Raw genomic sequence first — 21,033 nt, 5'->3', positions numbered from 1 at the left:
TCGCAATTGATGAAACCGCGAACCGCAAAATACCTCCCAAGTTGAAGTAGCGGAACCGTTGCGGAGCATTGTCATTACCAGTATGCCAGAGGTCCGCTCGTTCGTCTCTAATTCCCGACCATTGTCTACGCATCGCTCAATCCCGGTTCTTCTGATCAAGGCCCTGCTCTGTGGCAGTTTTCTATCGGTGGTGGCGATGGGACAAATCGCGTTCCGTCGGGAGGTCAACATTGGCTCCCACCACTTCTCCCACTTCGCGGCAAATTCCACCACGTTTGTTTGGGCCGGAAAAGCCGGACTCATCGCCACCTCCACCGACGGGCTAAATTGGCTAAATCAGGACGCGGGCACCTATGAGTCTTTCAACAAGCTATTTGTCATCGGAGAACGGTTCGTCGCGGGTGGCGAAGCGGGATCGGTTTTCACGTCCGAGAACGGTAAAACGTGGCAACAACGACTGGTCGGCGTCACTCAGCTCAATCAGGGTGAGACCGACGGGGTGCTTTATGCGGAGAGACCGGGCTTCGCGGCAACCCTGCTTAAATCCGTCGACGGCTTGACCTGGACCGAAGTCACCGAGACGCCTTCCTACTCCCACGCTCCAGCACACCAAGCCCAACTCGGGGATATCACCCTCGACGGCTGGAGTCGGTCGACGGGCAACGGCGAGTCGGCTGATTTCACCGGGAGCATCAATCAACTGCCATCTTGGAGCCTGGCCAACGGGCACCCGGAGTCCGGCTCGCTGGCATTTGGCAACGACGTTTGGATTTCCAACGGAGGTTACTTCTCAAACGACGGCATCCATTGGGAGCCCATGAGTATCATCGATACCCTCTCCCGACGACCTTTCGGGGCCGTGAGCATTGCCGGCGAGCGATTCTTCTTTTTCGACAACAATCCCCATAGTCAGATTGCCAACGAACTGTGGACTTGGAACGAAGGAGCTGAGTTTCAACTCGCCACCACGTTTGAAGCCCCCGTCGAACCCGAGGCCGCCTACACCAACGGAGTGTATCTGTTTCTTGAGCACGAAAGCACCGCCATCTACCGCTCCCGGGACGCGCTCACCTGGACTCGAATCCCGGATGCTTTGAGCCCCGGAAACCTCGGCTACCATCTCGAAGCCGATGTCCGGTCGCGCACCGTGGTTTCCTCCGACCATGGCTTCCTGCTGCTGCTCGGTGGCATCGGGTTTTTCACGTCTCCGGACGGGCTTGCCTGGTCTCCGCTCGCCACCGACCTCGATGGCATCGCTTCCCCCACGCAGATGAAGCACAGCGGAGGTCTCCTCGTGGTTCACGACGGCAACCAGATTTGGACCTCCCCCAACGCCACGCACTGGGAGGTCGTCACGGATGCCCCGCTGAGCCGCATTGATCACGCCGTTTACTCGGGCTCCCATCTGCTGGTCGTGGGGCTGGACGAGGCGACCAGCGGTTTGCGCTATCTCGCTGCCCGCGACGACGGCGGACATTGGACGCGGGCGGTTTTGGCGACAAACGAACGGGCCCGTGATCTGGTCACCGGCAACGGACTCACGCTGGCTGGTTTCGAAAGCGACATCTGGTCGGCCCGCGATGGTGTGGGACCACGCATCACGATTGCGGGCGACACTCACTTCGAGGTTTTCGCCGATCATACCCTGTCATTGGCCGCCACGGTGGAATCCGCTCGGACCTACGAAACCCAATGGGCCCGCGGCAGCTTGAACGTGCCAAACGCGACGTCCACCCGCCTCTCGTGGTCGTTCGATGTCCCGACCGACGGACAGGAGATTCCGTTCGTGCTAAAAGTGAACGATGGTTCTCACCTCACCTCGGCGGTTTTCTACGTAACCGTGCACTCCAACACGCCGCCCACCTTTGGCGCGACTGACTTGGTAGCCTCGATCCGGCCCAACGCATCGGGTGGCCTCGACCAAACACTTTGGGTGGCTGCCGTTGGTCCTCAACTCCACTACCAGTGGTTTCGCAACGGGATGGCCATCGTGCACGATCGAGACCACCTGAATGTGCCGATCAACGTCTCGACCTTGGGCGACGTCTATCACGTCGTCGTCTCGAATCCCGCGGGATCCATCACCAGCGAGGAGCACATCATTCGGAAACCGGCATTAACCGCCTCCGCCCCCGAGCTGTGGCGGGGGCCGGGACCCGAAGTGTTCCAAGTAAATGCCCAAGGGGCCTGGGGCTACCAATGGCGACACAACGGCATTCCGATTCCGGGTGCCAACCGCCCGCAACTCGCCCCCACTTCCATCATATCGGGAGTATACGAACCGTTCGCACCGGGCTTCTACGATGTGCTGATTTTCAACGCCGAGACCACCATTCGGCGCGGCCCGATTCGCTACCCGGCCGATGGCGGTGAGCCACTGCCCGGTGACATCCCGGACTACCCGTGGGCTCCGCTGACTCCGGTTCATCTGAGCAACCTCTCCGTGCGCGCCGAGGCCGGCTCGGGCGCGGCCGCGTTGGTGCCCGGATTTGTCATCAGCGGCGAGGGCATCGTGGAAACGTCCAACTCCGCATCCCTCCTGCTTCGGGCGATCGGGCCGGGATTGATCCCCTACGGGATTGAAAACGCCATGGACGACCCGCGACTGCAGCTGCGCGACCCCACCGACGAGCTCATCGCCCAGAACTTCCGCTGGGGCGATGCCACCGGTGACCTGGCCTCCGTCTTTGAAACCGTAGGAGCGTTCGCCCTCGATCCCGCCAGCAAGGACGCGGCCTTGGTTCACGTCATTCCCCACCGAATCGAGTCGACCATTCTGACGGCGAATGCCGCCAACACCGATGGCACGACGGGCGAAACCCTGGTCGAGTTGTATCTGGTGCCCGACGGCAACGGCAGCCATCTCACCAACCTCTCAACGCGTGGCGTGATCAAACCCGACCGCCCTCTGACCGCCGGTTTCGTGGTGGAGGGCACGGGTAGTCTCAATCTACTCATGCGGGCCGTCGGTCCCTCCCTGCGAAACTTTGGCGTCGAGGATGTGGCGATATCACCACGACTCTCCCTGTTCGATGGGAATGGCGAACTCATCGTCGAAAGCCCGCCAGTATACCCGCACAATCTGGCAAACATCGAACAAGCCGTCGGGGCCTTTCCCATCAATGCATCCTCGGCCGACACCGCGATTGTCAAAACCCTCGACGAAGGCGTCTACACCCTGCGCGCCGAAGATGACCTCGAAGGCATTGTGCTGGTTGAAATCTACTTGATTCCGCGTGACACCTTCCTCGCCGAAACCCCTTCGCCGTAAAATTCGGCGGCGCCTCCCGGACCTGATTAAAGAATTGCGACAATTTTCCGTGCCTTTCCCGGCTCGGACGGTTTCTGCTCTTTGCCGCCATGTCCCAAACCTTTTCCATCGCCATTGGTTCCGACCACGCCGGCTTCGCCTACAAGGGCAAGATCATCGAAATGCTCCTCGCCGAGGGCCATACCGTGAAGGACATGGGCACGCATTCCGCTGAGTCGTGCGACTACCCCGACTATATTTTCCCCGTGGCCAAAGCCGTCGCCGCCGGTGAATTCGAACGCGGCATCGTGCTCGGCGGTTCCGGCAACGGCGAAGCCATCACCGCCAACCGTGTCAAAGGCGTGCGCTGCGGTCTCTGCTGGAACGAGCAGGTCGCGATCTGGAATCGTTCCCACAACGACGCCAATTGCCTCTCCCTCGGTGAACGCACCGTCACGATCGACGAAGCGTTGCACATCGTCCGCGTCTGGCTCGCCACCCCGTTCGAAGGCGGTCGCCACATCCGTCGCATCGAAAAAATCGACGCGTAGTCGGACCGCCGAAATCGCCGCTGGATCTCCCGCCTCGTCGCAAACCGACGAGGCTTTTTTGCGCCTGCGCCGCGACCCGGTTGCAACGCGTTTCCCCCCAAGTGAGTGGAAGCGGCATCGATGCTGACGCGCGGGATTCGTGCACCTGCATGTCAGGATCGATGCGTGAGCGCCGTTTAAGAGTCATGACTCGGGCACGCTTGCACCGGGTAACGACAAGTCCTTCAACCACCAACCTTCCCAGCACATGTTCTCACTGTTATCCCGTATCCGTAAACTTAACACGACCGCACTGTTGACCGGCGTCTTCATCCTCGGCGCATCACTCCATGCTCAGTCTTACAACATCGACCTCGGGAGCCACTACACCGAGCCGCCCAACTCCTTCGGCGGTTCCGCCAACCAACCGGGCGTGTGGAATCGTGTTGATACCACAGGCACCACGGCATTGGTCGATCTCAACAATCTGTCCGCCGGGGCGACGGTCGAGGTGCTTGTGCCCGACGGCGGACTCTACGGATTCTACGGCAATGAAGTCATTTCTGACCAGGATCTCCTGCAGAGTGATCGTTTCAATTCTCCCAGCAGCGCGGCTTGGTCCATTGAGGTCTTCGGTCTCTCCAACGGGCTCTACGATATCTACGTCTACAGCAGCCTCAGCACGGGAACCTTTACGCTGCAAGGTCAGCCCGCCGATGCCATTTCGGGCTACTCACCCGCATCGCTCGGCCATGGCTCGGCCGGTTCTCCCACCTTCGGCCTATTCGAAAATATCGCCGTTACCGACGGCTCCTTGAGTTTTTTCCAAACCAACACCGAGCTTTCCGGTTTCACCTCGGTCGCCGGCCTGCAAATCGTGGCGGCCTCCGCCGTGCCCGAGCCGTCCTCCTATGCCGCCCTTGCGGGGTTGGCCGTGATGGGTTTCGTCGCGCAGCGCCGCCGTGGTCGGCGGGAAACTTATCCGGCCGCTTGAGTCCCATCGGGGAGCACATACTCGTGACGCATGTCCATCGTCACGGGTTTACTGGCTGACCATCACTACGCGTTTCAACCGGCGGCCGACGCATCCGCTCCCCCGCTCCTCTTGCTCCATGGCACGGGCGGTGGTGAACACGATCTGATTTCGCTGGGCGCCAAACTCTCGCCAGGTTCGGCCCTGCTCAGTCCTCGCGGCAATATTTCCGAGCGCGGAGCGGCCCGCTTCTTCCGCCGGTTCGCCGAGGGTGTGTTCGACCTCGATGATGTGCGGGCCCGCACCGATGCCCTGGCAGAATTCGTTCGCATAGCGGCTCAGACGCACCAGATCGACCTCTCCCGCCTCATCGCCATTGGGTTTTCCAACGGGGCCAACATCGCGGCCACCATTATGCAGCGCCAACCCGACGTGCTGACCGGCGGGATCCTCCTGCGCGCCATGGTGGTGCTCGACGCGCCCGCCGCTCCCGGCACATTGACCGGGAAACGCGTGCTCCTCGCCAGCGGCGATCACGACCCCCTCATGACCGCCGACGACCCCCGACGTCTCGCCCGTCATCTCCGTTCCGGTGGCGCCGAAGTCGACCACCACGTGCACGACGCCGGGCACGGTCTGGTCGATGCTGATTTCAGCGTTAGTCAGTCTTTCCTCCAGCGATTGCCCTGAGATCCCCTCCCCATCGAGGTCCGCCTCGGTTTTCGCCCTTCACAGTTCGGCTTTCGCCGCCCAACGTCGCGGCTTGGACATGGCATTTCCGTCTCCCCCTTCGATTCTCTCTCAGCGCAATCTCACCGCCGCCGAACTCTCCGGCGACGATCTCACGCCCGCGCAACTCCGTTTGTTCGCTTGGATGCACCTCGCTCGCCGCGCGGACAACCGCATCCTCGAGCTCTTTCGCCAGGGCCTCATCAAGGGCACCGTCACGGGCGGCCAAGGCAACGAGGGCCTCATCGTGCCGCTCGCCCTGCTTTTGGACAAAGCCACCGACGTCGTTTCGTTCACCCATCGTGACTTCGGTGGCCACTTGATCTGGAGCGGCCACCTCTGCGAGCATCTGAACCAGTATTTTGCCAACGCCGCCTCCCCCACCCAGGCGCGCGAGGGCAACATCCATCACGGCGACCCGGCCAACCGGTCCCTGCCGATGATCTCTCACCTCGGGGCCATGTTGTCCAATGTCGTCGGCGTCACCGACGCCCAACGCCGCGCCGGTCATCAAGCCGTCGGCTTGTGTTTGTTCGGCGATGGCGGCTCCTCCACCGGCGACATTCATGAGACACTCAATCTCGCGAGCCTCTTGTCCCTGCCCATTCTCTTCGTCATCGAGAACAACCACTACGCCTACTCGACGCCGTTGGACGAACAGTTCAACCAATCCACGCCGCTGTGGCACCGCGCCGCCGGTTACGGGATCGAGGGTCGGCACATCGACGCCACCGACGCCCTCAGCGCCGCCGATGCCCTGGCTGATGCTGTCGCCACGGTCCGCACCTCCGGGCGCCCGTTGCTCGTGGAGGCCAAAACCCTCCGCCTCCGCGGTCACGCCGCCTACGACACCTGCGACTACCTCAAGCCCGGCGAGTCCGACGGCTTCTTCGCCGCCGATTCACTGCCCAAGCTGCGCGCTCATCTCGTCGAAAACGGTCAAACGGACGCCGTCGCGGCGCTCGAAACCGAACTCAACGCGTTTGTCGAATCGTGCATCCAGCACTCCCTCGGCGTCGCCCGCCCCACGCCCGACATGGCGAAGCTCACCGCCGAGGTGTTCGCTCCGACTGCGGCGCCATTGCCGTGGGAAGCCACTCCCGCCGAGACCACCGAGCTCAACTTCGCGCAAGCCATCAACGCCGCCCTGCGCAAGGTCCTGACCGAACGCTCCGAGTCGCTCATCCTGGGTCAGGACATCGCCACCTACGGCGGGGCTTTCAAAGTCACCGATGGTTTGCTCAACGACTTCGGCCGCAGCCGCGTGTTCAACACGCCGCTGGCGGAGAGTTCCTGCACCGGCTACGCCGTCGGACTGGCCCTCGCCGGTCATCGCCCGATCGAGGAGTTTCAGTTCTCCGACTTCGTCACCGAAGCCGCGACCCAGATCACGCTCAACGCCGCGACCTACCATTTCCGTTCCGGCGCCAAAGTGCCACTCGTGCTCCGTATGCCCTGTGGTGGCGGGCTGACGTTCGGGTCGTTCCACTCGCAGGAACTCGAGTCGATGCTGCTCTCGATGCCCGGCATCAAGGCCCTTTACCCGAGCACCCCGCAGGATGCCTTCAACGCCGTGTTGGCGGCCGTGGAGGACGACAACCCTGTTCTGCTCTTCGAGCACAAGATGCTCTACCGCGGCGCCAAGGGTGCCGTGTCGTGGGATGGCAACTACCGCAAGGTCTGGGAACCGCGCCACGTGGCCGCTGGCGATTACGCCACCGTCGTAACCTACGGTCAGATGGTGGGGCTCGCCACCCAGGCCGCCGCGTATTTCCGCGACGAATACGATTACAGCTTCGATATTTTCGACCTGCGCGCGCTGTCACCCCTGCGCCTCGACGCCATCAAAGCGTCCCTCGCCCGCACGCATCGATTGATCGTGCTGCATGAGGGTCGCCGCTCCCACGGTTTCGGCGCGGAGCTCGTCGCCCAACTCACCGAGGAACATTTCTTCGATCTCGAAGCGCCGCCACTGCGCATCGCCTCGCTCGACATGCCCGTGCCCTTTGCCCCCGAGCTCGAAGCCGCCTACCGACCGTCCGTCGATTCCATCATCGAAAAGATCGCCGACTGGATCGGCTGAGTTTTTCCACAATTTCATGTTTTACGCGAAGATCGCTCAGATCACGAAACAGGTAAACTCGGCCCTCCGCGATCTTGGCGATCTTCGTGTAAACAATCAGTCTAACCCGAATGCCTAGTCTATCCGACATCTCCGCCGCTCGTTGGGCCGCCATCAAACTGCTCGCGACCGACGTCGACGGCGTGTTGACCGACGGGTCCATTCATGTCGCCTCCGACGGGGTCGAAACCAAGACCTTCAGCGTGCTCGACGGTCTCGGCATGGTGCGCCTCCTGCGCGATGATGTGGTCGTGGCATGGATCAGCGGCCGCGCCTCCGGGGCCACCACGGTGCGCGCCACCGAGTTAAAAATTCCGCACATCATTCAGGGACGAGTCGACAAGCACACCGCGCTGACCGAACTCGCCGATGCGCTGGGCATCGAACTCGCCGCCTGCGTCTACGTCGGCGATGACGACATCGATGCCGGGGCGTTGCGCCTTGCGGGCATCGGAGTGACCGTGCCCGACGCCATGCCGGCCGCCGTCGCGGCCGCCGATTGCACCACCACTCGCCGAGCCGGGGCGGGCGCGGTTCGCGAAATTTGTGAACAGATCCTGGCTCACCGCGGTCAGGACTAAATTCATGCGCCTTTTCCTCCGCACCACTTTGCTCGGACTTTCGATCCTCTCGCGGGCTTTCGGCGCCGGCGATGAGCGGGTGAGCGCACCCAAGCCGGTGAAGAACTACGCGGTGTCTTTTTTCAGCGATGAAGGGTATCCGCGAGTGCGCGTGCAGGGCGGGTCCGCCGACCTGAGTGACACCGCCCATATCCGTCTCGGCGAGATGGCTTTGACCCTCTACTCCGGCGACGCCGACCGCACGATCGATACCGTGCTGATCGCGCCGATCGCCATTCTCACGCCCGAGACCGAAGTCGTGACCGGTCCCGCCACGGTGCGTCTCGAGCGCCGCGACGTCACCGTGCAAGGCGAGGACTGGAGCTATGAACACCAAGAGCGCCGCATCCATATTCGCCGCAAAGCCCACGTGGTCTTCAAGACCGGCCTGGCCAACATATTAAAATGAACTTCCGCCACTTACTCCTTTTCGCCGTCGGTCTGATCTCGGCCCTCGCCATTTCGGCGCAGGAAACGGTTCAGGAAACCGTGCTCGAAGCCGACGACCTCGTCATGACCAGCACGGCGACCGAAACGCGCGCCCTGTGCGTGGGCAATGTGAAGCTGACCGGCACCAACATGTCGATCAGCTGCGACCGACTCGAAATCGTGGCGGCACGCACCGGCGATACCGACGCCACCATCGGCGAATTGAACGGCTTCAAATTCCTGCTCGCCACGGGCCATGTGCGCCTCGTGCAAGGCGATCGCGAAGCCACCTGTGGCCGCGCCGAGGTGCTGCCTGCTGAACAAAAGGTCGTGCTCTACGAGGACCCCATGGTCATCGATCACAGTTCCGATTTTATCGCGGCCGGCAGCCAGATCACGCTCTACCGCGGGCAGCGTAAACTCGAGGTAAAGCATCCCAAACTCACCGGCCCTCCCATTCAGGATCTCGGTCCGGAAGCCCAAAAGGCATTGGGCGAGACTGCTCCCGATCCCCAAAACTGACCACCCGTCGCACCATGGCTGACGCTGCTTCCTCCCGCTCCCGCATCGAGACCCAGGGCTTGGTCAAAACCTTCGGCCAGCGCACCGTCGTCGACGGCGTCGACCTCAACGTCGCCGCCGGTGAAGTGGTGGGGTTGCTCGGTCCCAACGGTGCGGGCAAGACCACGACATTTTACATGATCGTCGGATTGGTCGGGTCCACGAAGGGCAAGGTGTTGGTCAACGGTCAGGATGTGACCCGGCTCAAAATGCATGAGCGCGCCCGACTCGGGCTCGGCTACCTGCCGCAGGAGCCCTCGACGTTTCGCAAACTCACGGTCGCGCAAAATCTGCTGGCCATTGTGGAGACCCTGCCGATCCCGCGCAGCGAGCGAACCGCCGTGGTCGAGCGCCATTTGGAGGAACTGCACCTCACGCACGTGGCCCGGCAAAAAGCCTACACGCTCTCCGGGGGCGAACGCCGTCGACTGGAGATTGCCCGTGCGTTGGTGACCGAACCCAAGTTCCTGTTGCTCGATGAACCGTTTGCGGCGATCGACCCGATTTCCGTCTCCGAGGTGCAGCGCATCGTGCTGTCGCTCAAGGATCGCGGTATCGGCATTATCATTACCGACCACAACGTGCGCGAAACCCTGCGCATCGTCGACCGCGCCTATTTGATTCACCAAGGTCGGGTTCTCACGAGCGGCAACGGCGATTTCCTCATCAAGGACGAGCAGGCCCGCGAGATCTACCTCGGCAAAGATTTCAACATGTGAGCCGCCCGGGGCTGCGCGAGCGAAGATCAGACTCCCGGCCGACCTCCCCTCGCGCAGCGTTTGGGCTCACCGGCACTTATGCAGGGCGACGGTAATCGATCGGACTAACCTCGGGACAATCACCAGCGCAGCGTCATCGCGTTTCAGGAGAACCACGTCCCGAGCTTTGCACGGTTTTGTTAAGCAATTGTGTGAGCCGCGTAAAAATGCCGCCCCGAGGTTGAAATTATTCGGGTGCAATCACGGCCGGGGGACCCATCCTCGGGACTTTCCCCCGTCGTCCCTTTGCCTTCATGAATCGCACCATCAGCGGAATAACCGTCGAACACTTCTTCACCACCTACCGGGAGAAGTTGAAACTGGAACTCCTCGCCGGCGAAAACGGCCTGCATCGATTGGTCAAGGAGGGCACGATCAACCGCCCCTCGCTCGCGCTGACCGGATTCTACAAATTCTTCGCGAACAAACGCGTGCAGGTCCTGGGCGCCGCCGAGATGACCTATTTGCGCACGTTGACCGGGGACCAGCAGGAAGAAGTGTTCCGGGCCATGGCCCGGCGGCAGGTCCCGTGTTTCGTGCTCGCCCGCAACTACGTGCCGACCCGCACCATGCTGCAGGTTTGCCGTGAGATGAAACTACCGCTGTTCCGCACGTCGATGATCACGCGTCACTGGATAAACTTGGCCACGCTGTGCATCGACAACGAGTTCGCCCCCTTCACCTCCGAGCACGCCACCATGCTCGACGTCAAGGGTATCGGCGTGCTGCTCCGCGGCGACAGTGGCGTGGGCAAAAGCGAGTGCGCCCTCGCGCTCATCGAACGCGGCTACTCCCTTGTCGCCGACGACCTCACCCACATCCGCTTGGTCGACGAACGCGAACTGATCGCCACCGGACCGGCCCTGAATCGCGGCTACATGGAAGTCCGTGGCATCGGCATCATCAACGTAGCGGAGATGTTCGGTATCAAAAACGTCCGCAACGAAAAGCGCGTCGACATGGTGGTTTCGCTCCACGAATGGACCCCCGAAGTGAGCGAGGAGCGCACCGGTCTGGAGGAAAACTTCTACCCGATTCTCGACCAACAGGTTCCCGCCGTGGATCTCTACGTGCGTCCGGGTCGGGACATTGCCCGCCTGGTCGAAGTGGCCGCCCTCGTGCAGGCGCTCAAAATCATGGGCCACGACCCCGCCAAGGAATTTAACGAGCGCCTAATCCGCCACATGGCCAATGGCCCCGAGGACCGGCCCACCATCACGCGCCTGAGCCGGGAATAGGCCGACCACGCGCCCACGTTCGGACCCAAATCGCAGGATTGTGCCCCGCTGGACATTTGTAGCAATGTGGTCGTTTTTACTTCCACGACTGCATGGCTGACTTCCTCGACAACACCGCTCAAACCAAAGAAGACCCCCTCCGGGTCGAACGCGCCTTCCTCGTCGGCGTCCAAACTGCGACCATGGCCGCCGGTGAAGCCGAGGAGCTGCTTATCGAGCTGACCGAGCTGGTCGAGAATCTCGGCATCGGCGTCGTGGGCTCCATCATCGTCAAGCTGCGGCAGCCGACTCCCGCCACGCTGGTGGGCAGCGGCAAAGTCGATGAGATCATCGGCGAGGCCCGCCTGCTCGAATGCGATGTGATCGTTTTCGACGAAGGCCTGTCCCCGGCCCAACAGCGCAACTGGGAACGCATTTCGGAACTCACCGTCATCGATCGCCAGGAGGTCATCCTGGATATTTTTGCCGACCGGGCCCAGACGCGCGAAGCCGTGCTGCAAGTGGCCCTCGCCCGCATGGAGTATTCCATGCCCCGGCTCACGCGGGCCTGGACCCACCTTTCCCGTCAACGCGGCAAAGGCGCCATGAGCGGTGAAGGTGAAACCCAGCTCGAACAGGACCGCCGCATCGTGCGCGACCGCATCGCCCGCCTGAAACGCGAGCTGGTCGAAGTGCAGCAACACCGGGGCGTGCAACGCCAGAAACGCCGCCGCGTGCCCGTGCCCACCGCCGCCATTGTAGGCTACACCAACGCCGGCAAATCCTCCCTGCTCAATGCCTTGACCGGCGCCACCGTGCTGGCTGAGGACAAGCTCTTCGCCACCCTCGACCCCACCACTCGCCAGCTGATTCTGCCCGGCAACCAAAAGCTGCTCGTGACCGACACGGTGGGATTTGTCCGCCGCCTGCCCCACGGCCTGGTCGAGGCGTTCAAGGCGACCCTCGAAGAGGCGATTGTATCCGATTTTCTGATTCATGTGCTCGACGTCACCGCCCCGAGTGTCGCCGAACACCGCCAGACCACGCTGGAAGTGCTCGGCGAACTCGACGCCGATTCCCGGCCGCGTCTGACCGTGTTCAACAAAGTCGACGCCGCGACGCCCGAGCAACTGCACCGCGCGCGATTGCTGGTGCCCGACGCCTTGTTCGTCTCGGCCGTGTCCGGTGAAGGGCTTGACGAGCTCGCCACCCATTGCACCGATCTCATTCGGGACACGTTTGGCAGTGCCGAACTCCTCGTGCCCCACGACCGCTACGATGTGGTTGCACGACTCCATCAGGTCGGGCACGTTCAGGAAGAAGAGACCCTCGACGAAGGCGTGCGACTCATTGGTCGCTACCCCCCGGCGCAGCACGGATACTTCGCGCCGTTCGTCGTTACTTCCTGATTCTCCCCCGCCCCATGGACGAAACCACCCCTTCACTGCTCGCCCAGATCATCGAATTGCTTCGTCATCCGCTGTTCGATCTGGGCGACACGCCGATCACGGCCCTCGGCATTCTCAAGCTCCTGATTCTGATCACGTTGGTGATCTTCGCGGAGGCCGTGCTGAGACGGATTTTTCTCACCCGGGTGCTCTCCCGCACCCACCTGGATGAAGGCATGCGATTCGCCATCGCCCGCATTAGTGGTTACATCTTTCTCACGCTGGGGTTTTACCTCGCGCTTAATTTTGTCGGCATCGACCTGAGTTCGCTCGCCGTATTCGCCGGAGCGATCGGTGTGGGTCTGGGCTTCGGCCTGCAAAACATCGTCCACAACTTCATCTCCGGCATCATCATTCTGGCGGAACGTCCGATCGCGATCGGCGACCGCGTCGAGGTAAACGGCGTCGCGGGCAAGGTCGCCAAAATCAGCCTGCGCAGCACCATTGTCGTCACCAACGACAACATTTCGGTGATCGTGCCCAACTCCAACTTCATCAGCGAACCCGTCGTCAACTGGAGTCACGGCGACCCCAAGGTGCGGATCAATGTCCCCGTCGGCATCGCCTACGGATCAGACGTGCCGAAGTTCCGCCGCCTCATGACCGAAGTCGCGCTGAGCCAGTCCGAAGTGCTGCGAGACCCCGCACCCAACATCTTTTTCATCGGTTTCGGCGACAGCTCACTCGATTTCGAGATCGGTGTTTGGACCGCCGAAATGCTGCAAAATCCGAAACGTTTTCGCAGTGAACTCTATTACAAGATCGAAGCGGTGCTGCGCGAAAACGGCATCGAAATTCCATTCCCGCAGCGGGATCTGCATGTGCGCAGCGGCACCCTGCCCGTGCGTCGTGTCGACGAAGCTTCGTCCCGCGATTCCTAGGTCGCGGTCGGGTGGTCAGCGCTTGGCTGAGCCGACCTCGTCATCGAGGGGAAATGGCGGCCGCGACGCTTCCCGATCGACCGGCAGCCAAATGCTTACATCGGTCCCCAGCATCGGGGTTGACTCAATCACGATGTGGCCGTGATGACGCCGCACCACGGAATAAACCACCGCGAGCCCCAATCCCGCCGCGCCGGCTCGCGTCGTGAAGTAGGGATCAAAAGCGCGCCCCAGCGTCTTCTCGCCCATCCCCTCACCGTTGTCGTGCAGAATCATCTGCACATACCGTCCGGATGCCAGCAGCAGATCGCTGTCGGCATCAATCCGCACCGGCCGGATTTCCCAACGTAAGATACCGCCCCGAGGCATGGCCTGTCCGGCGTTGAGCAATAGACTCCGCACCACCTGCCGAAGTTGCCCGTCGTCGACCGGCACCCGCGGGCAATCGGATGTGACGGTCCATTGCACCTCGGTGGAGACTCCCACGTCGAAGGCATTTACCTCCGACTGCACCAAGGCGACCAAATCAACCGGTGCGCAAACCGGCGCGCCGCCTTTCGCAAACGTCATGAGGCGACGGGTCAAATCCCGCGCACGCGATACTGCGCTCCGCGTTTCCTGCAACCAGATGCCTGATTTCCCATCCGGGTCCGCACTCTCCTCTACCCGGGCGATGTTGCTCAACATGCGATCGAGCAACTCATTGAAATCCTGCGCCACACCTCCCGCCATGGTGCCCAACGATTCGAGTCGCGAAGCCCGCTGAAGGTCGGCTTCGAGGCGCGTGGCTCGATTCATTTGATCATCGAGTTCCCGCGACTGCACCTTGACCCGCCCGTGCAAATGACGGACCCACAGCAGCGTGAGCATCACACTCACCAACAACAGGGTTCCCGCGCCGATCGCACGCTCCCGGGTCCACCACTGCGGTGCCGACAGGACTTCGATCTGTTCGGTTTCATCGACCAGGAGCCGAAAACTCAACGGTCGCGCCCGATCACTGAACTCGACTTCGTAAACGCCGGTGACAGCGATCCGACTGCCTTCGATCGGCAACATTTGCACGTCACGATCGGTGCGGTTTTCGAGATGAGTTTCAAAAACCGCCCGTCCGTTTTGCACCCACAGTCGCCCCTCACCGTCCGCGCGAAACCGTTCCAGCACGTGCCCTTCGATCCGGACCAAATGACCGTCCAACTCCGCCCGCAACCGACCGGGCTCATCGATAACCACCGGGGGCGGGGACGCCCCTTCCGCGATGCGTCGGTAGGTGCTTTCCCGCAGCACCATGCGCCCGCCTTCCCGTCCCGGGAACCCCACCACCTCCACCCGATCTCCCCGACGCAGCGGTTGACGCTGGCGGGAGTGCACCAACAACGAAGCCCCGGTCTCCTCCATATAGATCCGTCCCGACTCGGACTGGTGCATGATCACACCCTGCACTTTGATACGTCGCCGCAAGCTCGAGGCGGCGTTGAAACGCCCCAGCTCACTGATGGGAGTGAACGGCAGGGCAAAAACATTCTGGGGCCCCGGATCCAACACCTCGATTTGGTCGCGTCCCGCCACCCACATTTCAATGCCCCTGAGTTTACGGTCTTCATCAGCGACGGCCGTGCAGACGCCATGCAGTTCCACCACCGCCCCCACCAGATCGGTGAGACTCGCATCCGTGGGCAGCCGGGCCGACAACGGTCCCGCTGACGTGGATAAATCCAATCGCGCCCAACCGCCATCGCGTCGCACATCGTGCACGAAGCCCGACATCGATACCCACTGCGCCTCCTCCACTCCCGTTTGCGCTTGTTCCAAGGTGACTTGGCGAGCGCGGGGCAACGACAAATTACCGACGGTTTTGACTAAACTCGCCCGAATCACGGGAGCGAAGTCACCCTGCGCCGTAAATCCTGTGACCATGACATGGGCTCCCACCGCCGGGGGCTGTTGCCGGGCATCCGCCCGCACCACGCCAATGCCACCCGACGAATCCTGCAGGAAAAACTGCATCGCATCATCGCTGGACCACGTCACCACACCATCCACCTGCACCGGATGGGTTTTGGCGGCCTCCGACGGCGTGAGCTCCATCACACTGGCGGTCATTCGGTGCAGCCATCGCAGTTGCTGGTCCTGACTCAGATCCACTTCCCGGCGGTCGTCCGACGGGATTCGCGCCCACGCCCGGGTTAATCGTATGCTCACGCCATCGACCGCCGGATATCCCACGACTTCGAGAGGATCATCCTTCGCCACGGGCAGCTGTTGCCACGTCTCGACCACGACTTGGCCCGTTTCGTCGCGCAGGGTCAGTTGACCCTTTTCCGGCGCTTTCACCACCTTGCCCTGCAGCCGCACCGGCCCGGGTTCGCGCGACAGCACCACCCGCCCCACATCAGTAACGGGGATTTCAAACTGCGGCGCGACCGCCAGCGCCGCGACATAATCAATGTGATGCGGACTCGGGCAAAACAGCTCCAGCGAGTCCAGGTTGCCGGCCGCGTCAAAATGCCCGCCATGCACGCCCCGCACCCGCACGACCACGCCTTCCCACGCCGGCACCGGCGCCTCGGGATCAACCAACACCCACACCGTGGTCGCGATGCCATCGATCAGCATCGAGAGTTCGAGATGCTCCGGATCATCGAAGGTTTGGGCCATGACCAGGCCGACCACCTCGATCGGTGAATTGATTACCGCCTGATGGTCGACCGCCGAGAGATTGACCGCCTCCCACCCAATGTGGGCCGGACCGAGCGACTCAAACTGCGCGTCGCGAATCCAAAATTCCTGCCCCGGTGATCCGGTGACACCGCTGATCGCTACCCGTTGCCCCGTCACCAGCGGCAACGTCTTCTCGGTTTGAAGAAACTCCGGGAGGCTCGCGTCCTGCACATGCAGGATATTCCACGCCGGATCATAGTAGAGCACATCGACTTCGAACCGATACCGCACCCCGGCCTCGCGCTCCTCCACCGGAACGGTCCAAAAATCGATCAATTGAGACATGCGCGGTCGTCCGGTCGCCGCCTCGTCCCATACGCGCATCGCCGCATCCTCGGGCTCGGGCTGAGCCCGAATGTCCATCGCGGTAAGCCAGGCCAAGCCCGCCAGGCTCAAAACGGCGCCACCACGGCGCAGGGACGCGATTAAAAAACAATCCACGGTGGTCAGCTCAGCTACTCCCGTGCAGTCGCTCAAGCCTGCGCATCGCGAGCGGGCCGTTAAAACCACCCGGCCAAATTTTAGGGCAACGTGGCGGCTCGGCATGGGTTGGTGCCGGCTTCGCGGCATCCCGCTCTCGCGGGATCACCCTGCGGGTGCACCATCTCCGACCGCTCGCGCGCGGTCTTCGTCGAACCATTTGGTTCTCTCCCTCGCCTGTCATCCCGTCAGCTAAAGCTTCCTGGCTGCCCGACATGGGTTGGTGCCGGCTTCGCGGCATCCCGCTCTCGCGGGATCACCCTGCGGGTGCCCCATCTCCGACCGCTCGCGCGGTCTTCGTCGAACCATTTTGGTTCTCTCCCTCGCCTGTCATCCCGTCAGCTAAAGCTTCCTGGCTGCCCGACATGGGTTCGAACCATATTGCATTGATTCGCAACTACTTACGGTAGTAGTTACTTGCGAAACCGGCGAAACGGTAAACGCACAAATACACTCACAAATAGCGCTAGGATTAGTAACTTTTCTGGCGCTCTGTGAGGCAGAAAGGAAGGCACCATGAGCACCTATGAGGGGGGCGCGCTCAAGTGTCCCGACATCGCACAAAAAGCGCACAAGCTGGCGGAAACGCTCCGCGCCCTGGCTGACGCCACCGAACGCGGCGAATTCGCCGCTACTGTCAACGGACTACACCTCGCGTCCAGATCGGCCCGCGTTCTCCACGGCACGGCGCTAGAATGGCGCCGGCAAGACAATCTCCGTCACGGTCGAATCAACGCAAACCCGCTCCTGGGCGGACCGATCACGGAGCTACCTAGGATCAATACGGTGGTTTTGGCGGGGGGCGCCCCCCGCGTAGGGGTCGCCGAAGGCGAAAAGGCATAGCGTCATGAAGGTGCTGCGTAAACTCCGGCTCTGGTGCCTGTGCATGTGGAACGGCCACGAATGGGACTTCCTCGATGCGGATATTCGTCAAACGACGTGCCAATGCATGCGCTGCGGTCAGCTCCGCGTCATCCGCCACGACAAACCGAATGGGGGTTCGCTGTGGTAGAACTCATGCCCTACACGACTCCGAACTTTTGGACGGAGCGCAACGCGGCCGCGAAATGTCGGCAAATGAAGAAACGCGGCATGCCCGACCTCGACGGAGGTCGGTTTATTACCCTCACAGTCAATCGGGAGCTGTGTCCTGACGAAGGAGGGACTTGGCGACTGCTGGAACCAGCGGAAGCGTATGAAATGGGGAAGGCTCGCCTTCGTCGTTTCATAGCTCGGCTCAGAAAGCGCTATAAGATCCGCCGTTGGTTCTGGAAAATGGAACTCCATCAACCGGACAACAACGGCCTCGTTTACGCTCATTGGCATTTCTGGTTCGACTACGGTGGACATATCCCCGGCGAAGAAGTCACGAAAGCCTGGGGCCTCGGTCGCACTGATATCCGCCGGGTCCGTCGCAAGGAATGGACCTACCTCTTTAAATATATGTGCAAGCAAGCCGGGGACTTACCCGACTGGCTCACCTCCATGACGAAGGTCCGCCTATTTCAAACGTCCATGGGATTCTTTTCGGGCAACGATGCGCCACCAGAGGACACGCCGTCCCCCCGGCAGCTCGATGATATCGACGAAACAAAAAACGACTGTGCCCACGAAATGGATACAATCGGGGAGAGAATCGTCCGATGGACTCGGTGTGTCGTTGCCCGATCAACCTCTTCGGACGGCACCACCAGACACAAACTCCTCGTGATGCAAACATCACGTTGGGGCGATCTGTTGGCGGCGTTCGCTGAACTCCGTATCCGCTATGGCATTACGCAAGCGGACTGTGAAATCAAAACCCAAAAAATAACAACAACATGGCTAACGCAGCTTCCTCCCTGCCTCCAGGGGTATACGTAATCGGCAAAGCGGTCGGAGACTTCGAACTCCGTTCGTTCCAAACCAAAACCGGACGAACCATTCAAATCGTGGAGGGGCAAGTCCTCGCCGGGAAACAGTTCGTCAAGGTCGAGCAAAGCCTGGAACCGGGGCAATCCCCCATCCTGCTCCAGGACAACGACGAAGTGATTGCACCTGTCGTGCCTCACTACTCCGCGGACGGACTCCTCAAAGTCCAGGTGAAGCTTAAACGGCCTGAAATGGTCGGTTCCACAAAGTGAGACAAGCCGCGCGGGTGCGCGCCAGCGCACCGCGCGGCTTACCCTTGTTGAAAGATAATTTAACTGACTCCGATGACATCCCGAGAAAAAGCCCTAGAAGCGAGACTCCGGAGGAAGCTCTCCGAACTGGAAGAGCAAATTGCAGACGCCGAAGTAAAGGCGCTGCTCCCTCCTGCGACCTGCACGCAAGTGGAACTCTACGTCCAATGCCAACAGGACCGAATCAAAGCCCTCGAGCATGAAGTGACCTGTTACACCGCGGAATTGGACTACCTCCTCGAGCGGACGAAGCCCTCCGACCAATTGGAGCTTCTCACCCTGAACCAAGCCAACGGAACGCACGGCAAAACGCCCGAGCCAGCCACCGTCTAAACTTTTCGCGTCACCCTGACCGAAGAACCGGCAAAGCCGGATAACCCAACAAAAACAACAAAACTCATGGCAGATCTAGTTCCTCTCGTCGGTGCCGTGCTCGCCTTCGCTGTGACCATCTACGGAGCCGGATACTTAGCAGGTCACATCTGGTCGAGCTTCAAGACCGTCGCGGAACTGTGAGCCAAGGAAAGGAAAACAAATGGATATCTCCGCCATCACCACGGAACTCGGCGCAATCGCCACTGCGGGCCTTGCTGCCGGTGCAATCGCTGCCGTCGCGGGCGTAGGCCTCATGGCCTTCAAGTTCGGCGGCAAGTGGGCCGTGCGCGTCTTCAAGTCGTTCACGAGCTGATCAAACCAGGGGGGAGGTGTTCCCTCCCCCCTCTTTCTCCCCATGGAATTTACGATAGAACAACTACAATTTTGCCTGCTGCTGGTTTGGTTCATCCTCTGGCTTTTCCGGGCGGGAATCAAAGACGGGGGCAATCGAGGCTGAGATGAAATACTTCATCGTATTTGGAATGTTCATACTGTCGGCACTCACGGCATGGAGTGAAGATCTAGCCGTGGAAGGCAATTTCCAATTCTGGGTCTCTGCGAAGTGGGAATTTGTGCCTGGGAGTGACACGAGCCAGTTCTACATTCGTACCGTCAACGTCGCGGATCCAGAGGCCTCTAGTGCCCCATGGACTGGAAGTGTGAACGGAGACAACCTTGTCATCTCGGTTATTCATGACGATGGAACACCGGCGAGTTACGCGTCAAAGCTAGCGAACGTGCAATGGTTCACCGGAGACGGGGGGCTCCCGATCACGGTCGGGATTCTTGGACCGTTCGACGTATTGTCAGGAGAATCGCATTACATCGTGGAACGCGTCTACTCCACGGATAACGCAACTGTCCCGACCTACGTCAAAGGCGAAAGGATCCACCAACCGTTTCCGGTGGGAAGTAACCACCAAAACAAGACGGTTCGCCTATCGCTGCGCAATACTCGCGACGTTGCGGTGACGTATCGACTCATTCAGGACGGCAGCCCTGTCGGAGAAATAACGCTTCAGCCTGGTCAGGCTGTGATTCAGGAATTTGAAGTGCCTTCTTACGCCGTTGTGACGGTGGTCGAAGAAATTCCCGATCTGGAATACTCCGATGACCAATGGATGGTGGTGGACGGAGCACTGACCGAACTTGATACCGGGGTCGAAATTGACCCGGAATTAGTGCTGCCAGGGGACGAGCTGCCTGAACCGGTCGAAGTGCCACAAAGTGACAAAGCCCCCACGGCCACGACTCCGGAAGGAGTAACTCAAAACAACGATGCGCCTATTTGGTCACCCAATACGGACACCAAACCCAACGACGCACTAACGAACGCGACCTATAAAAGCGGCGTGGCCAATCTCGCCAAAAACCTCGTCTCCATACGGTCGGAAATCCAAAGCGGCAATTCGAACACCGTTAGTGCGATCAACTCACTCAAGGCAGCAATCGAAGGAGACGGAAGCGGGCCGGAAGACCCAACGGTTCCGGACGAAACAGATGTTGCGGATGAAGTAGGTTTGGAACTCGAACCCTCCGGCGTGCTCGCGATCGAGAACAAACTACCCGAACTCGTGAGCATTGAAGGCCTCGGCAGTGTGTCTGTATTCGCCTTTTCCCTACCCATGCAGAGCGGGCCTGACCTCGCTATCGATATCGATTTTTCGGACTACGAAACCGGTATTACCATATTCAAAGCCCTGGTGCGCGGTGCGCTCGCCATCTGGTTTTTCTTCATGTCTCTGCGCGCTATTCGCGAAGCGTTCGCGACCTGAAC

The 21,033-nt window shown here is 61.0% G+C and carries 20 protein-coding genes; 19 read left to right on the top strand and 1 reads right to left on the bottom strand.

Annotated features, from left to right (window positions below; genetic code table 11):
* The first annotated feature begins 121 nt into the window (after positions 1-121).
* The 12 genes from PXH66_RS03390 to PXH66_RS03335 all read left to right on the top strand — a co-directional run bounded on the left by PXH66_RS03390 (position 122) and on the right by PXH66_RS03335 (position 13,518).
* Positions 122-3,271 carry a sialidase family protein gene (locus PXH66_RS03390; protein WP_330927754.1) on the top strand — a complete coding sequence of 1,050 codons (3,150 nt, stop codon included), beginning with the start codon at positions 122-124 and terminating at the stop codon, positions 3,269-3,271.
* Positions 3,272-3,360: 89 nt separating this feature from the next.
* The gene (gene rpiB, locus PXH66_RS03385) at positions 3,361-3,801 is read left to right on the top strand and encodes a ribose 5-phosphate isomerase B (protein WP_330927753.1); all 441 of its coding nucleotides are present in this window, start codon (positions 3,361-3,363) and stop codon (positions 3,799-3,801) included.
* A gap of 247 nt (positions 3,802-4,048) precedes the next feature.
* Positions 4,049-4,774: a PEP-CTERM sorting domain-containing protein gene (locus tag PXH66_RS03380; protein ID WP_330927752.1), complete on the top strand. Its 726-nt coding sequence runs from the start codon at positions 4,049-4,051 to the stop codon at positions 4,772-4,774.
* 30 nt (positions 4,775-4,804) lie between these two features.
* Complete coding sequence (locus PXH66_RS03375; protein ID WP_330927751.1) at positions 4,805-5,443, top strand: alpha/beta hydrolase; 639 nt, start codon at positions 4,805-4,807, stop codon at positions 5,441-5,443.
* Positions 5,444-5,522: 79 nt separating this feature from the next.
* Complete coding sequence (locus PXH66_RS03370; protein WP_330927750.1) at positions 5,523-7,565, top strand: alpha-ketoacid dehydrogenase subunit alpha/beta; 2,043 nt, start codon at positions 5,523-5,525, stop codon at positions 7,563-7,565.
* Between the two features lie 110 nt (positions 7,566-7,675).
* Positions 7,676-8,185: a KdsC family phosphatase gene (locus PXH66_RS03365; protein WP_330927749.1), complete on the top strand. Its 510-nt coding sequence runs from the start codon at positions 7,676-7,678 to the stop codon at positions 8,183-8,185.
* Positions 8,186-8,189: 4 nt separating this feature from the next.
* Positions 8,190-8,633: a hypothetical protein gene (locus tag PXH66_RS03360; RefSeq protein WP_330927748.1), complete on the top strand. Its 444-nt coding sequence runs from the start codon at positions 8,190-8,192 to the stop codon at positions 8,631-8,633.
* On the top strand, positions 8,630-9,175 hold the full coding sequence (locus PXH66_RS03355) for an LptA/OstA family protein (RefSeq protein WP_330927747.1): 546 nt from the start codon (positions 8,630-8,632) through the stop codon (positions 9,173-9,175). Before PXH66_RS03360 ends, PXH66_RS03355 begins: the two co-directional genes overlap by 4 nt.
* A gap of 14 nt (positions 9,176-9,189) precedes the next feature.
* Positions 9,190-9,933 (top strand): LPS export ABC transporter ATP-binding protein, encoded by a 744-nt coding sequence (gene lptB / locus PXH66_RS03350; protein ID WP_330927746.1) that lies wholly within the window; start codon positions 9,190-9,192, stop codon positions 9,931-9,933.
* A 293-nt stretch (positions 9,934-10,226) separates the two neighbouring features.
* The gene (gene hprK / locus PXH66_RS03345; protein ID WP_330927745.1) at positions 10,227-11,210 is read left to right on the top strand and encodes an HPr(Ser) kinase/phosphatase; all 984 of its coding nucleotides are present in this window, start codon (positions 10,227-10,229) and stop codon (positions 11,208-11,210) included.
* Between the two features lie 92 nt (positions 11,211-11,302).
* On the top strand, positions 11,303-12,598 hold the full coding sequence (gene hflX / locus PXH66_RS03340; protein WP_330927744.1) for a GTPase HflX: 1,296 nt from the start codon (positions 11,303-11,305) through the stop codon (positions 12,596-12,598).
* 14 nt (positions 12,599-12,612) lie between these two features.
* A complete protein-coding gene (locus PXH66_RS03335) occupies positions 12,613-13,518 on the top strand; it encodes a mechanosensitive ion channel family protein (RefSeq protein WP_330927743.1) in 906 nt (301 codons plus the stop codon).
* A 15-nt stretch (positions 13,519-13,533) separates the two neighbouring features.
* Here the strand turns inward: PXH66_RS03335 and PXH66_RS03330 are convergent, their stop codons facing one another.
* Positions 13,534-16,680, bottom strand: a complete 3,147-nt coding sequence (locus PXH66_RS03330; RefSeq protein WP_330927742.1) for an ATP-binding protein — start codon at positions 16,678-16,680, stop codon at positions 13,534-13,536.
* A gap of 555 nt (positions 16,681-17,235) precedes the next feature.
* On the opposite strand from PXH66_RS03330, the gene PXH66_RS03325 reads away from it, so the two are divergent.
* The 7 genes from PXH66_RS03325 to PXH66_RS03295 all read left to right on the top strand — a co-directional run bounded on the left by PXH66_RS03325 (position 17,236) and on the right by PXH66_RS03295 (position 21,031).
* Complete coding sequence (locus PXH66_RS03325; RefSeq protein ID WP_330927741.1) at positions 17,236-17,562, top strand: hypothetical protein; 327 nt, start codon at positions 17,236-17,238, stop codon at positions 17,560-17,562.
* Positions 17,563-17,566: 4 nt separating this feature from the next.
* Positions 17,567-17,731, top strand: a complete 165-nt coding sequence (locus PXH66_RS03320) for a hypothetical protein (RefSeq protein ID WP_330932225.1) — start codon at positions 17,567-17,569, stop codon at positions 17,729-17,731.
* A gap of 5 nt (positions 17,732-17,736) precedes the next feature.
* Positions 17,737-18,582 carry a rolling circle replication-associated protein gene (locus tag PXH66_RS03315; protein WP_330932224.1) on the top strand — a complete coding sequence of 282 codons (846 nt, stop codon included), beginning with the start codon at positions 17,737-17,739 and terminating at the stop codon, positions 18,580-18,582.
* Positions 18,540-18,842 carry a hypothetical protein gene (locus PXH66_RS03310; protein WP_330932223.1) on the top strand — a complete coding sequence of 101 codons (303 nt, stop codon included), beginning with the start codon at positions 18,540-18,542 and terminating at the stop codon, positions 18,840-18,842. Before PXH66_RS03315 ends, PXH66_RS03310 begins: the two co-directional genes overlap by 43 nt.
* 72 nt (positions 18,843-18,914) lie before the next feature.
* Complete coding sequence (locus PXH66_RS03305; RefSeq protein WP_330932222.1) at positions 18,915-19,214, top strand: hypothetical protein; 300 nt, start codon at positions 18,915-18,917, stop codon at positions 19,212-19,214.
* A gap of 202 nt (positions 19,215-19,416) precedes the next feature.
* Positions 19,417-19,569, top strand: coding sequence for a hypothetical protein (locus PXH66_RS03300; RefSeq protein ID WP_330932221.1), 153 nt, complete (start codon positions 19,417-19,419; stop codon positions 19,567-19,569).
* A 145-nt stretch (positions 19,570-19,714) separates the two neighbouring features.
* Positions 19,715-21,031 carry a hypothetical protein gene (locus PXH66_RS03295; protein ID WP_330932220.1) on the top strand — a complete coding sequence of 439 codons (1,317 nt, stop codon included), beginning with the start codon at positions 19,715-19,717 and terminating at the stop codon, positions 21,029-21,031.
* The last annotated feature ends 2 nt before the right edge of the window (positions 21,032-21,033 follow it).

This window comes from Synoicihabitans lomoniglobus (genome assembly GCF_029023725.1).
Classification (GTDB): Bacteria; Verrucomicrobiota; Verrucomicrobiia; order Opitutales; family Opitutaceae; genus Actomonas; species Actomonas lomonigloba.
The sequence above is the reverse complement of the archived record's forward strand: the minus strand, read 5'-3'. Positions and strand labels throughout refer to the sequence as shown.

What these genes read in the sequence shown, in the direction of transcription:
- rpiB (WP_330927753.1), top strand. Translation starts at nt 3,361, where the DNA reads ATGTCCCAAACCTTTTCCATCGCCATTGGTTCCGACCACGCCGGCTTC.
- PXH66_RS03380 (WP_330927752.1), top strand. Translation starts at nt 4,049, where the DNA reads ATGTTCTCACTGTTATCCCGTATCCGTAAACTTAACACGACCGCACTG.
- PXH66_RS03375 (WP_330927751.1), top strand. Translation starts at nt 4,805, where the DNA reads ATGTCCATCGTCACGGGTTTACTGGCTGACCATCACTACGCGTTTCAA.
- PXH66_RS03370 (WP_330927750.1), top strand. Translation starts at nt 5,523, where the DNA reads ATGGCATTTCCGTCTCCCCCTTCGATTCTCTCTCAGCGCAATCTCACC.
- PXH66_RS03365 (WP_330927749.1), top strand. Translation starts at nt 7,676, where the DNA reads ATGCCTAGTCTATCCGACATCTCCGCCGCTCGTTGGGCCGCCATCAAA.
- PXH66_RS03360 (WP_330927748.1), top strand. Translation starts at nt 8,190, where the DNA reads ATGCGCCTTTTCCTCCGCACCACTTTGCTCGGACTTTCGATCCTCTCG.
- PXH66_RS03355 (WP_330927747.1), top strand. Translation starts at nt 8,630, where the DNA reads ATGAACTTCCGCCACTTACTCCTTTTCGCCGTCGGTCTGATCTCGGCC.
- lptB (WP_330927746.1), top strand. Translation starts at nt 9,190, where the DNA reads ATGGCTGACGCTGCTTCCTCCCGCTCCCGCATCGAGACCCAGGGCTTG.
- hprK (WP_330927745.1), top strand. Translation starts at nt 10,227, where the DNA reads ATGAATCGCACCATCAGCGGAATAACCGTCGAACACTTCTTCACCACC.
- hflX (WP_330927744.1), top strand. Translation starts at nt 11,303, where the DNA reads ATGGCTGACTTCCTCGACAACACCGCTCAAACCAAAGAAGACCCCCTC.
- PXH66_RS03335 (WP_330927743.1), top strand. Translation starts at nt 12,613, where the DNA reads ATGGACGAAACCACCCCTTCACTGCTCGCCCAGATCATCGAATTGCTT.
- PXH66_RS03325 (WP_330927741.1), top strand. Translation starts at nt 17,236, where the DNA reads ATGAGCACCTATGAGGGGGGCGCGCTCAAGTGTCCCGACATCGCACAA.
- PXH66_RS03320 (WP_330932225.1), top strand. Translation starts at nt 17,567, where the DNA reads ATGAAGGTGCTGCGTAAACTCCGGCTCTGGTGCCTGTGCATGTGGAAC.
- PXH66_RS03315 (WP_330932224.1), top strand. Translation starts at nt 17,737, where the DNA reads ATGCCCTACACGACTCCGAACTTTTGGACGGAGCGCAACGCGGCCGCG.
- PXH66_RS03310 (WP_330932223.1), top strand. Translation starts at nt 18,540, where the DNA reads ATGGCTAACGCAGCTTCCTCCCTGCCTCCAGGGGTATACGTAATCGGC.
- PXH66_RS03305 (WP_330932222.1), top strand. Translation starts at nt 18,915, where the DNA reads ATGACATCCCGAGAAAAAGCCCTAGAAGCGAGACTCCGGAGGAAGCTC.
- PXH66_RS03300 (WP_330932221.1), top strand. Translation starts at nt 19,417, where the DNA reads ATGGATATCTCCGCCATCACCACGGAACTCGGCGCAATCGCCACTGCG.
- PXH66_RS03295 (WP_330932220.1), top strand. Translation starts at nt 19,715, where the DNA reads ATGAAATACTTCATCGTATTTGGAATGTTCATACTGTCGGCACTCACG.